Genomic DNA, 13,713 nt, shown 5'->3' on the forward strand with positions numbered 1-13,713 from the left:
TCTATAGTGTTCTTAATGTTAATAGAATTGTGGTACGGAAAGGACTATTGCTTGTCTCCGAGTAATTGGCTTGTAAGTATAAATGGTGTATTAAGGATTTTGGTTCAATAAGTTTAAATTAGGAGTGAGAATAGATGAAGAGAATACCCTATGGGATTTCTAATTTCCAAGTTTTAAGAGAGGAAGATTATCTTTATGTAGATAAAACCTCTTATATAGAATTATTAGACAGATATGCACCCTATAATTTTTTTATAAGACCTAGAAGGTTTGGGAAGAGTCTTTTTATATCCATGCTTGAAAATTATTATGATATAAATAAAAAAGATAAGTTTGAAGAATTATTTGGGGATTTATATATAGGTAAAAACCCTACAAAAAATAAAAATAAGTTTTTAGTGTGGAAAATGAGCTTTGCAGGGGTAGATGCAGGACATGGAGAGGAAGAGCTAAGAAATAGTTTTAATTCAAAAATTCTTTTATCCGCTATAAAATTCGTAAATCAATACTCAAATTTATTTGGGGAGAGCACTATTCCAAAGGAAATAAACAGTGCTGAAATGATAGTGCAATATATATCCCTTTTAGCTAGTAAGATAAATAAACCTGTTTTTGTTCTAATAGATGAATACGATAATTTTGCTAATGAGTTAATTACAGGGGGAAAACAAAGTACTTATAGCGGCATACTTCATGGAGAAGGCTTTGTTAAGGTATTTTATAAGGCTATAAAAGATGCTACCATGGACAACTTTAATAGGATATTTATGACAGGGGTAAGTCCTATAATGCTAGATGATTTAACAAGCGGATTTAATATAACTATGAATTATACCTTGGATCAAGATCTTAATGCTATGATGGGATTTACAAGAAGTGAACTTTCATGGATTATGGATGAGGTTAATATAGTAGATACAGAACTTAGAACAAAGATATGCACTGATATGACTAAATATTATAATGGGTATAAATTTAATAAAAATTCCAAGTCTGTTTTTAATCCAGATATGTCTATGTATTTTCTTAATAAATATTTAGCTTATAATGAATATCCAGAAGAAATGATAGATAATAATGTAAAAACTGATTATGGAAAAGTTAATCAATTAGCCTATAACTTTAACGATAGGGAAGCTCTAGAGGAAATAATGACCACAGGAGAAACTTCTACTATGTTAGTGGATAGATTCAATATCCATACCATGTATAGTGTAAAAGAGAACTTTAAATCCTTATTATTTTACCTTGGAATGCTTACTATAAAAGAACAAGGACCTCTTGGGACAGTACTTAAAGTGCCTAACTATGTTATAAAGACAATATATTGGGAACAACATTTCCAAAGGTTAAATGAAGAATATAATATTCAACTACAGAACATAAGAGTAGCTATTAATGAAATGAGATTATATGGAAATATACAACCCTTAATAGAACTTTTAGGTGGTATATTAGAAGATTTATCTAATAGAGATTTAATAAAAATGGATGAAAAAAACATAAAAATGATGCTTCTTACCCTTTTAGGAGTGGACAGCACTTATTTTATTCAAAGTGAAGCTGAAAATAGCAGTGGTTATGTAGATATAATGTTAAAGAGAAAAATTCAGTTTAAGAGCATAACTAAATTCCAATGGATTATAGAACTAAAATATATAAAAGAAAGTGAAAGAAACACCTTAGAAAAAGTAAAAGAAGAAGGGTTAAAACAGCTTAAATCATATGCCGAAAGTAAAATGGCTGAAGAAGAACTTGGCACAGATGACTTAAAGAAAGCATTGATTATTGTGGTAGGTAAGAAAGATATTTATACTGTGAATTTGTAAAATGAATTTTTATTACTGGAGGGATATTTGTTTATGGATAATAATTTAAAATGGGTGAAAGATGAAAAGCTTAAAAGAACTATAGAAGCTCTTAAGAAAAATAATATGAATGGGTATATGGTAAATAGTAGAGAAGAACTTATAGATAAAATAAAGGAAATTGTACATGAGGGGGCCGTAGTTGCCTGTGGAGGTTCTATGAGCTTAGCTGAAGCTGGGGTTATGGAACATTTAAGAAGTGGAAGATATAAATTCTTAGACAGAGAAAAAGAAGGTTTAACTAAGGAAGAAATAAATAACATATATAGAGCTGCATTTTCAGCAGATGCCTATTTTTCTAGCACCAATGCTATTACTGAAAATGGGGAATTATACAACGTAGATGGCAATGGAAACAGGGTAGCAGCCATGCTTTATGGTCCTGACAAAGTAATTCTAGTTGTAGGAATAAACAAAATAGTTAAAAATGTAGAAGAAGCTATTAATAGAAATAAATTTATAGCAGCACCAGCAAATACAAAGAGATTAAATAAAAAGACTCCTTGTGCAAAGGTAGGTTATTGCATGGATTGTAATAGCGAAGAGAGAATTTGTAATGAATATACCCTAATTAAAAGACAAAGAGTTTCAGATAGAATACATGTAATATTTTTAAATGAAGAATTGGGATATTAATGAACTAATAGTTATAAAGATTGCTCACTGAATTTAAGATAAAATAATATAAATTATATAATCATAAAAAGCAACAAGTTCAAATTTGAATACCCCTATGTCAAGTAGATATTGGGGTATTCAATTACTTGTTGCTTTTTATTGTTCTAAGCATAATGTAGAAATTAAATTTTATTTTCTGGATTTATGAGTTTTATAAGATTTTTAGGTTATTCAAAGAAGTCATTAAGAAATACTATAGAAATACAAAGTTTTATAAATAATATCTATTGGTAAAATTGAAACATATATGTTAAGTTAAAATTTGGCGAATTAATATATGTATGGTAGTAGAGAAGAAATTATATATGGGTGATTAAAATGAAAGTTGATATAAGAGGACTAACAAAAAGGTATGATAAAGTTATTGCCGTGGATAATTTAAATTTAGATATAAAAGATGGAGAATTTGTTTCCATATTGGGACCTAGCGGTTGTGGGAAAAGTACATTTCTATATATGCTTACAGGTATTACGGAACCAACTGATGGAGAGATATTTTTTAATGATAAGAAAATAAATAATGTACATATTGAAAATAGGAATATAGGTTTAGTTTTTCAAGATTATTCTCTATACCCCCATTTAACTGTTAAGGATAATTTAATGTTTCCTTTAAAAATGAATAAAGTGGATAAAAAAACAGCTTTAGAAAAGGTAGAGGATATAAGCAGAATACTTAAAATAGAAGATTTACTTAGTAGAAAGCCAAAAGAGTTATCTGGAGGACAACAACAAAGGGTAGCTATTGGTAGGGCTATTATAAAAAGTCCTAATTTACTTTTGATGGATGAGCCCTTTTCAAATTTAGATGCATCACTTCGTATTGAAATGAGGGAAGAGATAAAGAATATTCAAGACAAATTTAAGATAACAACTTTATTTGTTACTCACGATCAAGAAGAGGCTTTATCTATATCGGATAGGGTAATTTTAATGAATAAGGGTAAGATTATACAATATTCCACACCAAGAGAGTTATATAAATATCCTAATTCTATATATTCAGCTAGTTTTATAGGTAGACCTAAAATAAATATTATTTTAAGGGATAAGCTAAATTCACTAGGACTAGACTATAAGGAATTTCAAGAGGAATATAAATATATAGCTATTGGCATTAGACCAGAAGATATATTTTTAGGGAAAAATCAAAATACCCTTAATGCTAAAATAATAAAGGGTATGGGAGAAGAAAAAGTTATAGAGACTGAGTGTAGGTTAAATAGTATAAAAGGAGTTATTAAAAGTTTGCTTCTTTTAGGTAAGGATACATATATTACTGTAGGTGTTGATGAACAAGAGTTAAGGGTTGTTATAACAGGAAATTATGATTTTATTGTGGGACAGGCTGTATATATAAATTTTAATAGAATTTATATGTTTAAGGAATAGAAAATGAAGAGTAAAAAAGGTTATTTATATTTATTACCTAGTTTAATTATAATTCTTGTGTTTCAACTTTACCCAGTAATAAAGGTTTTGTGTATGAGTTTTTATACTAAGTTTGACTATATTAAGGATACGGTATACGAAAGAGGACTAGCCAATTATAAGTATGTTTTAAGAGATGAAAATTTTTATATAGCTTTGAAAAATACCTTTACATATGTTTTAATATCCGTACCCTTGACTATTTGTATTGCACTATTTATAGCTACTTTATTGAATAGCAATATAAGGTTTAAAAATTTTTTTAGAAGTGTATATTTTTTACCCTTTGTTACCAGCACCATAGCCATAAGTGTAGGATGGAGATGGATTTTTCATGGTGATGGAGGACTTTTAAATATAATACTTAATTCCATGGGAATTAGTTCAAAGGAGTTTTTAAGAGAGAGTAGATACACTATGCCCCTTTTAGTTTTACTAAATGTTTGGAAAAGCTTGGGGTATAATATCATAATAATTCTTGCAGGAATGCAATCTATAGATGAGAGGTATTATTATGCGGCTAGAGTAGATGGAGCTACACCATGGAAGATATTTCAGAAGATTACCTTACCCTTGCTATCACCTATAATAGTGTTTTTATCTATAACTTCTGTAATAAGAGGATTTAAGTTGTTTGATTCTATATTTATTTTATATGATAAAAAACCAGGACCTTTAAACAGTGCTATGACTATAGTTTATTATATATTCGACAAGTTCTATGTTAATTGGCAATTTGCAGTAGCAGCTGCTGCTTCATTTATTCTGTTTATAATAATACTAATCTTCACATTGGTACAGTTTAAAATTACAAAGAAAAAGTTTAATTATTAGGAGATATAAAAATGGGAAAAGAAACTATTAAAAAAGTAATGAAGTATTTTATTCTTATAGTTATAGCTATTTTTATACTAACTCCTTTTGTGTGGATACTTCTAACAGCATTAAAAAGTCCAGAAGAAGTTTTTAGTAATCCTGCAGTTATAATACCAAAAAAATTGAGATGGGATAATTTTTTGGAGGTTTTTAAACTAGAAGGCTTTAAAAGATATGTATTTAATAGTGTGATTATTACCATGGGAATAACTATAGGAGAGCTTATAACTACTATATTAGCAGCCTTTGCTTTTTCACATTTTGATTTTAAGGGTAAAGATTTATTATTTACTTTGCTTATTGGAACAATGATGGTACCAGGAGAAGTGCTTTTGATTCCTAACTTTGTTACCTTAAGCAAGTTAAAATGGATAAATACATATAAAGCTTTGATAATACCGTGGTGCACAAGCATTTCAACTATATTTTTTTTAAGACAGTATTTCTTAAGTATACCAAAACAATTATATTATGCAGCAAAGGTAGATAATTGTAGTGATTTTAAATACTTAATTTATATTATGATTCCTATTACAAAACCAGCCATAATGACTATGGCAATTTTAAAAGTAATTAATAGTTGGAATTCTTTTATGTGGCCACTTATAATGACTAATTCAGAAGAGATGAGAACCCTTCCAATAGTTTTATCGAAGTTCTCTAGTGAAGTTGGCATGGATTATCATATACTAATGGCTGCATCCTTAATTATAATAGCGCCTATGGTTATTTTGTTTATTCTACTATCAAAACAAATAATAAGTGGAATTAGTAATTCTGGCATAAAAGGATAGTAAATAGGGATTTAAAATTGCTCTATGACTATTTGCTCTAATACTATGATCTTATTCAAAGTGGAGTAAAAGAATATCTATGTCTCTAGATAGTGGATTCTAAGCTTTAGCTAGAGTAAAAACTCACCTTAGAGCCAAGAACTTTGATTATAGGACAAAATATAAAAATATATAAACATAAAATTCTTAAATTAAATGGGGGGAAGAAAATGAGAAAAAAACTTATTTCAGCATTACTTGCAGGCATAATGGTACTATCATTTACGGCTTGTGGAGGAAAAGATTCAAAGGATTCTTCTAAAAAGGAAGAAACTAAAACTGAAAGCAAAGAAGCTAAAGGTGATATTCCAACAGAAATTAAGGATAATGTGGAAATTGAATTTTGGCATTCTATGAAAGGTGTTAATGAAGAAAGTATTAAAAAAATAACAAAAGAGTTTGAAGAGAAAAATCCAAAAATAAAAGTGAAACTAGTTAACCAAGGGGGCTATAGGGAGTTATTCGAGAAGCTTATGGGAGCTGCAAAGAGTAATACATTGCCTACTATAACTCAAATATATAATAATAGATTAACTTGGTATATGGAAAAGGATCTTGTACAAGATTTAAAACCATATGAAAAAGATGAGAAGTTTGGAATGAAAGAAGATGAGATTAAAGATATTCCAGAGATCTTCTATAAAGATGGTACTTTTAAGGACAAGCAATTTACCTTACCTTTTAATAAAAGTCAAATGGTTATGTATTATAATGAAGATATGTTAAAGGAAAAAGGGGTGCAAGTACCTAAGACTTGGGATGAACTTAAAGAAGTAAGTAAAAAATTAAGTGAAGATAAAAATAAAGATGGTAAACCAGATGTTTATGGTATAGCATTTGAAAATAATATTTCTACAGATATTGGTATATGGGTAAAACAATCAGGTGGAGAAGTTGTTGATGAAGATAAGGACAAAATTAATTTTAACACACCAGAAACTAAGGAAGCAGTTAGTTTTATAAGTGGAATGATAAAGGACAAAACAGCTACATTAGCAGGAGAAGATAAACATTCTAATAATACATTTATAAAGAAAAAAGCAGCTATGTGTGTAGCTTCAACATCAGCACTGCCTTATATTAAAAAAGGATTTAAAGGGAATTGGTCTTTAGCTCCATTACCAGTTAATAAATCTGATGACCAATTATATTATGGTACTAACATAGCTATGTTTAATAAAGGAACTCCAGAACAAAAATTAGCAGCTTGGTTATATATGAAGCATCTTATAAATACTGAAAATACAGCTTATTTCTCAATGCAAACAGGATATATTCCAGTTAGAAAATCAGCTATGGAAAGCAAAGAGTATAAAGAATTCTTAAAAGAAAATCCTGCAAAAGAGATACCTTTAAAATCCTTAGACAAAGGATGGACAGGTGCTAGAAATATAGGTTCTATTCCAGCTTTAGATGCCCTAGGAAAAGAACTTGAACAAGTATTTGAAGGTAAAAAATCAGTAGATGAAGCATTAAAAGATGCGCAAACCAATGGTGAAAAAGCAATGAAAGAAGCTAGAAGTAACTAGATTATTATATTAAATCAGGTGATTATTTATGGATAAAAGTAGAAAAATGTGTATAGTGTCGCATTGTTATTTAAATGCTAATTCAAAGGTAGAATCCCCTTGCCATAAATATAGTTCTGTATTAAAGAAGTTAATCTACGAACTAATAGAAAGAGATTATGGCATAATTCAATTGCCTTGTCCTGAGCTTATGCACTATGGCATGAGAAGGTGGGGTCATGTAAAAGAGCAATTTGACAATCCCTTTTATAGAAAAACCTGTAGAGAACTTCTAACTCCTATAGTGGAGCAGGCAAAGGAATATATACAAAATGGTTATAGAATAGATTATGTTATAGGAGTCAATGGTAGTCCAAGCTGTGGTGTTGATGGTACTTGTAAATCAAAGGCATACATAGGGGAATTATCAGGCATTGAAGAAGTTAAGGCGATAACTGAAACTGTAACATATGAAAAGGAATATGGAGTATATATGGAAGAATTAAAAAATCTACTTCAGGAAGAAAATTTAGATATTAAATTTTTAGGAATTAGTGAAAGGGATATTGATAAGTACGATTTTAATGAGATATTAAGTTAGTAAAAAATGGGGGTAAGCACTAGATGCTTATCCTTATTTTTATGCCAGTAATATGATTCATATGACAATAGTTATGGAATATATATTTAATATACACCTAATATCTGCAACTAGTAATATAAGATTTATACACAGGAGTGTTTGATTATCAATGAAAGTGGATTGTATATCTCAACTGGTAATAAAAGATTTATACAGCAAAGCCTAATATATTTTGAATAAATGAATACCCCTACCACTTGACATTTAAACTCAATATGGTATTATAGATATAAATTCAATCGTATAAGATTAAAATTACAAAAGTTTTTAGGGGTATTTTATATGGACACTTTAAAGTTAAAGAATCAAATTTGTTTTCCATTATATATTGCATCAAAGGAAATTATAAAAAAATATAAACCATATTTAGATCCCTTGGATTTAACTTATACCCAATACATTGTGATGCTAGTATTATGGGAAGAAAAAGAGATTCTTATGAAAGATTTATGTAAAAAATTATATTTAGACTCCAATACATTAACTCCTGTTATAAATAAATTAATTTGTAAAGGATATGCTCTAAAAGAGAAAAGTGTTGAAGATGAACGGGTTATGTTAATCTCACTTACAGATAAGGGAATATTATTAAAAAAAGAAGCAGAACATATTCCAGAATGTATATTTAATTTAACAGATATGAATTATGAGGAAGCGAAAGCTCTATATGATGCATTATATTTGGTGATTGGACGTCTAACGAAAGGTGATGAAGAGTAATGTCAATTTATGATTACAAAGTTAAAGGAATTTTTGGAGATGAAATCAGCATGTCCGATTATGCTGGTAAAGTAATGTTAATTGTTAATACAGCTAGTAAATGTGGCTTCACACCACAGTTTGAAGGCTTAGAAAAGTTATATAAAGATCATGATAAAGAAGGCCTTGTAGTTCTAGGTTTCCCTTGCAACCAATTTAAAGAGCAAGACCCTGGTAGCAATAACGCAATACAAAATTTTTGTAGTTTAAATTATGGAGTAACTTTCCCTATGTTTTCTAAAATAGATGTAAACGGTAAAAATGAAGATCCGCTATACACTTTCTTAAAAAAAGAAAAAGGTGGACTTATGGGAAGTAAAATTAAATGGAACTTTACAAAGTTTTTAGTAGATAGACAAGGGAATGTAGTTAAAAGATATTCACCTACAACAAAGCCAGAAGCTATCGAGGAAGATATTGTTGAATTATTAAAGAAATAAGTTATCTAAGAAATATAAGAAAAAAAGTTTATTTTGAATAAAAAAGTTCTAGGCTTTAGTAGGAGTTTTTACTCTTACTAAAGCCTAGAAATACTTATCCTATGGGACTGTCGCATTAAGAATAAATACTACAATATATTGTGCTAATTTTAAATTTGCAAATCAATATATTATACGTAAATTTATTAGTGGAACAGCCACATATTGAACTCAATTTACTAATAGGGTTCATTTTTTTTATCCTTTATAAAATATTTTTATATAGGATAAGAATTATTTTAATATCAGAAGTAATAATTTCATTGTAAATAATGTTATAATTAACATATAATAAATTAAACTGTGAAGAGTTACTAAATAATTAAAAGTAAAATGCATTTAGGGGGAAGGGCGAGGATGAATAAAAGAAAAAGTATTGTAATTATCATAGTTATATCATTAATTCTTATACTAGCATATTTTTTATATCCTAAGACAGGCTCTTTTGACGATTTGATATTAAGCAAATATACTAAAGATAATTTTACAAATATTATGTTTCAAAGTTCAAGTCATAATGAAGATAGAACTATTAAGGATAAGAAGAAAATAAATGAATTTTTAACCTACATGTCTCAATTAAATTTGAAAGAATATAAAAAAGATATACCTGAGGAAAATAAAGAAACTTACTATATTAATATTTATGGAAAGGATAACAATGGCATGTCCATTGCTGTAAATCATAAGAATTATATTAGCATATATGAGAGCTTCAATAATAAAAGAACCAAAATAAAAACATATAAAATTACAAACAAGGATATTGATATGGAATATATAAAAAAGGTGTTAAATTAAGTGTAGAAAAGCTATTTAAAAAGTTGGATTTAATAGAGTTTCAGAAAATATTGTTGAACTAAGCAAGGGGATAGTATGAAAATGAAAAATAAAGAATCTAAGGAAAAGATGAATTTAAGCCCTATTCAAAAAAAACGTTTAGAAGAATTTACTAGGGTTCGTGAGGAACTGCTTGAACAAGGATATAAAGAAAAAAAATTAAATGTAAGCGCTTTAAAAGCAAATATTATGGTATTGGTAAGTGCGGCACCAATTTCATTAATTTGTTGGTTATTGTTTCTGGGGATTCACAAATCCTATGGTCCATTAAATACGGAATTTTGGTTAATTGTATTTCTAGGAGCTATACCTCATGAATTAATTCATGGATTTACATGGGGGATTTTTGTGAAAAAAAGTGGAAGGCTATAGGGTTTGGAGTAGATTGGTCAACATTTTCACCTTATTGTTGTTGTAATGAAGGGCTTAAATTTAAAGAATATGTTGCAGGTTGTGCCATGCCAACTATTATTTTAGGGGTATTACCGTATATTATTGGATTAATATCAGGAAGTTATTTTTTAGCTATATTTGGGATATTCCACATTTTAGCTGGAGGCGGAGATCTATATATTTTATGGTTGATTCGTAAGGAAAAGAATGCAGTATTAGTTGATCATCCTTACTTAGTAGGATGTGTTGCTTTTGAAAGATGAGTTGCACTTTAAAGAAAGCAGATCTAGGCATGATTCCAATAAATGAGATAGTTAATATTCAGGCTTTAATGGTTAAAGAAATTAATAGAGTTCTAAGCCTCAGAGAAACCCTTTAGCTTGCTTCTTATGAGGCTGTTGCATTAAGAAATTTAATAGTTTAAAATTTGGGGGCTAGTTACATGGAGAAAGGAAAATTTCTTATTAAAATATTAGATCTATATTGGTTAAATGGTGAAAAAGATGATCCAGATGATTTATGTCTTCATGGTGATGTATCTGTAAAAATAGGAGAAGAAGTAGTTGCAGATAGTTATTCCTGCACAGTAAGTTCTACTGCAATATATTTATTAAAATCAATTGAAGAAGATCATATATTAGAAGAAAGTTCGAATCAGATGTTACCTTGCTGTGGTTTTTTTGTTATCCCACATGATACTGAGGATACCGTTGAAATATGTGGGTGTCCTAATGGAATAGATTGGTCAGTGCTACATAGGAATGGAAAGGTGAAATTAATTACAGAAAAAGGTCATGAGGTAGAAATAGAACTTAATGCATATAAAAAGGTAGTTTTTGATTTTGTAGATGAAATTAAAAGTTTCTATGATAAATGCTCACCCAAGAATATACCAACAGAGGAATTTGATTATAATGGATATATTAAATTTTGGAAAGAATGGAGTGGTAGAAGAAGCAGGTAAATTAAAACAAAAATTCATGTTTTTATTTACACTTAAAATGAATTAAATACAGTTTATTGGAATTTTAAGTTAATAATATCAGGGGATGATTGGTTATAATGGGATTAAGAAAGCTTTTATATAATACTAAATTTAAAAATTTTGCACATAAGAAATTGGTTAGTTTAATACAAAAAGTTAATATTATGGACTACAAATTAATAAAAGATACTAAAATCAATGATGATGAAAAACAACATACCTACAATTATGAAGATTTAACACCTAGAGTAGAATGTGATAAAAATAAAAGTTATTGTGAAACACTTCAATGGGCTTTACAAAATAACAATATAAAAAACATTGCTTTAACTGGTGTTTACGGATCAGGGAAAAGTTCGATATTGAGGACATTTGAAGCACTACATAAGGAATATAAATATTTAAATATATCCTTAGCTGATTTTAAGAATGATGTAAAAGATAATTCACAAGAAAATGGTGATGAATGCATTGAAAAACAAATATTACAGCAAATTTTTTATAAAGTTAAATATAAAGATATACCTTATTCAAGATTTAAGAGAATTAATAATATAAAAACATTCCCTATATTAATTAGGGTATTTATTATTTCAATTACTATAGTAATAACAGCTATATTTTTAAATCCAAATTTAATAAATACTGTTTCTAATAAAATACTATTTGTAAGTCAAAAATTAAAAATATCAAAAATTTATGTGTGTGGTTTACTATTATTTAGTGTAGTATTTTATATATGTTTATTAACTATGTTAGTTAAATACTTAGCTAAGAGTTTGGATATAAGTAAGTTTAAAGTAAAAATAAAAAATACAGAAGCAGAATTTCAGGAGTCACAAGAATCTGTATTTAATAAGTATATAGATGAAATTATATATTTTTTTGAAGTAACTAAACATAATGTTGTTATTTTTGAGGATTTGGATAGGTTTAACAACTTAGAAATTTTCTCTAAGTTAAGGCAACTCAATTTATTAATTGAGCAAATTTCATAATTTTTAATTGTTGATACAGCTAAATTTTTCTCAACACAAAAAGGAGATTCACCCCCAAATGTTGAATATATTAAGTACGACCAAAATAACCAACGAAAGGAGTGAACCTCACTTATGTATATTCAACAACAATGTTTATTATCCTTTGAGGAAATTATAAAATATCAACCAAAAACAAAATTAGAGATGATTCTTGCTCAATTAAATTTTACTAATATCTTAAATTTTTTATCTTCTAAAAGCGCTGTGCGCGGCCCGAAAGGGTGGGATTCTTTAACTTTGTTATATTCATTAATTGCAATGCAATTAGAGCAAATTAAAACAATAAAAAAATTAGTCGATAGACTTGAAACAGATCCTGTTTTTAGATATACCTGCGGTATTAATGTTTTGGATCGTGCACCTTCTGCTTCAACATTTAGCAGATTTTTAGATAAAATTTCTAGCTCTAATGAGCTTGAAAGAGACTTTGAATCTCTTATATTGAAAGCAAAGGAATTAAATATTATTGAAGGTACAAATATTGCCATAGATTCTACTAAGTTAAATGCTTATGAAAAATCCAAACCATCATCTAAACTTAAAAAGGATGGAGTCTCTCCTAACTGGGGAGCTAAAAATGATACAGATGGCAATAAAATAAAGTGGTTTGGATTTAAATTACACATACTTGCTGACTGCAAAAGTGAATTGCCATTAAGTATATTACTTAGCCCTGCTAGTTATAATGATGGAGATATGGCTTTACCACTAATAGCTAAATTCAAAAATACCTATGGTTCAACATTTAAATCAGTAAATTACATTATGGATTCAGGCTATGATTATAAAAAAGTCTATGATTACATCACTCATATTATTAAAGCTCAACCTATAATAGCATTAAATACTAGAGGAGCATATGCTCCTCCAGAAGGCATGAATGAAAATTTTCATCCAATATGTTCTCTTGGATATCCATTAACATATTGGGGAAAGGACGGAAACTATTTAAAGTTTAGATGTCCTCATGCAGTTAGTAAAGTAAACTGTCCGTACGGGATGAGTTGGTGTAGTAATTCTAACTATGGTTTATGCCATAAAGTAAATTATAAAAAAAATAACAGATTTTATAGTTATCCTTTAAGAGATTCAAAGGAATGGCAATATCTGTACAATAAAAGAAGCTCTGTTGAGAGATGTAACTCTCTCTTAAAGGAATATCTGAGTACTGATAATATCCGTTCCGCAGGAATACGTAAGGCTAAAATATTTGCTTTATTAAATTGTATTACATTAGTAGCAGGTACTATTGCAGTCAATCAGCCTCACGACTTAAAGAAAGTAGCATAAAATAACTTTCAAAAAATAATAAGTTATCCACAGGCACGGTAGTGCTTAGCTTTGCTATTATCTTTTTTAGTGTTTTTAGTAACTCATTTT

General features: G+C 28.5%; 15 protein-coding genes. All 15 read left to right on the forward strand.

Features of this window, described 5'->3' with window-relative positions; all coding sequences use genetic code 11:
- Positions 1–134: 134 nt before the first annotated feature.
- The 15 genes from FNZ64_RS05430 to FNZ64_RS05500 all read left to right on the forward strand — a co-directional run bounded on the left by FNZ64_RS05430 (position 135) and on the right by FNZ64_RS05500 (position 13,623).
- Positions 135–1,829 carry an ATP-binding protein gene (locus FNZ64_RS05430; RefSeq protein WP_142413848.1) on the forward strand — a complete coding sequence of 565 codons (1,695 nt, stop codon included), beginning with the start codon at positions 135–137 and terminating at the stop codon, positions 1,827–1,829.
- Positions 1,830–1,862: 33 nt separating this feature from the next.
- Positions 1,863–2,504 carry a lactate utilization protein gene (locus FNZ64_RS05435; RefSeq protein WP_142413849.1) on the forward strand — a complete coding sequence of 214 codons (642 nt, stop codon included), beginning with the start codon at positions 1,863–1,865 and terminating at the stop codon, positions 2,502–2,504.
- Between the two features lie 360 nt (positions 2,505–2,864).
- Positions 2,865–3,938, forward strand: coding sequence for an ABC transporter ATP-binding protein (locus FNZ64_RS05440; RefSeq protein WP_142413850.1), 1,074 nt, complete (start codon positions 2,865–2,867; stop codon positions 3,936–3,938).
- Positions 3,939–4,031: 93 nt separating this feature from the next.
- The gene (locus FNZ64_RS05445; protein WP_243129203.1) at positions 4,032–4,811 is read left to right on the forward strand and encodes a carbohydrate ABC transporter permease; all 780 of its coding nucleotides are present in this window, start codon (positions 4,032–4,034) and stop codon (positions 4,809–4,811) included.
- A gap of 11 nt (positions 4,812–4,822) precedes the next feature.
- A complete protein-coding gene (locus FNZ64_RS05450) occupies positions 4,823–5,647 on the forward strand; it encodes a carbohydrate ABC transporter permease (protein ID WP_142413852.1) in 825 nt (274 codons plus the stop codon).
- Between the two features lie 209 nt (positions 5,648–5,856).
- Entirely contained in the window at positions 5,857–7,215 is a 1,359-nt protein-coding gene (locus FNZ64_RS05455) for an ABC transporter substrate-binding protein (protein WP_142413853.1), read from the forward strand.
- A gap of 28 nt (positions 7,216–7,243) precedes the next feature.
- The gene (locus FNZ64_RS05460) at positions 7,244–7,795 is read left to right on the forward strand and encodes a CD3072 family TudS-related putative desulfidase (protein WP_142413854.1); all 552 of its coding nucleotides are present in this window, start codon (positions 7,244–7,246) and stop codon (positions 7,793–7,795) included.
- A gap of 324 nt (positions 7,796–8,119) precedes the next feature.
- The gene (locus tag FNZ64_RS05465) at positions 8,120–8,557 is read left to right on the forward strand and encodes a MarR family winged helix-turn-helix transcriptional regulator (protein WP_142413855.1); all 438 of its coding nucleotides are present in this window, start codon (positions 8,120–8,122) and stop codon (positions 8,555–8,557) included.
- On the forward strand, positions 8,557–9,036 hold the full coding sequence (locus FNZ64_RS05470; protein WP_142413856.1) for a glutathione peroxidase: 480 nt from the start codon (positions 8,557–8,559) through the stop codon (positions 9,034–9,036). The genes FNZ64_RS05465 and FNZ64_RS05470 overlap by 1 nt, the downstream gene beginning before the upstream one ends.
- A gap of 396 nt (positions 9,037–9,432) precedes the next feature.
- The gene (locus FNZ64_RS05475; protein WP_142413857.1) at positions 9,433–9,876 is read left to right on the forward strand and encodes a hypothetical protein; all 444 of its coding nucleotides are present in this window, start codon (positions 9,433–9,435) and stop codon (positions 9,874–9,876) included.
- Positions 9,877–9,957: 81 nt separating this feature from the next.
- A complete protein-coding gene (locus FNZ64_RS05480) occupies positions 9,958–10,287 on the forward strand; it encodes a hypothetical protein (protein ID WP_142413858.1) in 330 nt (109 codons plus the stop codon).
- On the forward strand, positions 10,251–10,571 hold the full coding sequence (locus FNZ64_RS05485; protein ID WP_142413859.1) for a DUF3267 domain-containing protein: 321 nt from the start codon (positions 10,251–10,253) through the stop codon (positions 10,569–10,571). Before FNZ64_RS05480 ends, FNZ64_RS05485 begins: the two co-directional genes overlap by 37 nt.
- Positions 10,572–10,750: 179 nt before the next feature.
- Entirely contained in the window at positions 10,751–11,272 is a 522-nt protein-coding gene (locus tag FNZ64_RS05490) for a hypothetical protein (protein WP_243129204.1), read from the forward strand.
- 98 nt (positions 11,273–11,370) lie between these two features.
- Positions 11,371–12,291: a YobI family P-loop NTPase gene (locus FNZ64_RS05495; protein ID WP_142413860.1), complete on the forward strand. Its 921-nt coding sequence runs from the start codon at positions 11,371–11,373 to the stop codon at positions 12,289–12,291.
- A 114-nt stretch (positions 12,292–12,405) separates the two neighbouring features.
- Positions 12,406–13,623 carry a transposase gene (locus FNZ64_RS05500; protein WP_142413083.1) on the forward strand — a complete coding sequence of 406 codons (1,218 nt, stop codon included), beginning with the start codon at positions 12,406–12,408 and terminating at the stop codon, positions 13,621–13,623.
- Positions 13,624–13,713: the final 90 nt, after the last annotated feature.

It is taken from the genome of Hathewaya massiliensis (assembly GCF_902143515.1).
GTDB classification, from domain to species: Bacteria; Bacillota; Clostridia; order Clostridiales; family Clostridiaceae; genus Hathewaya; species Hathewaya massiliensis.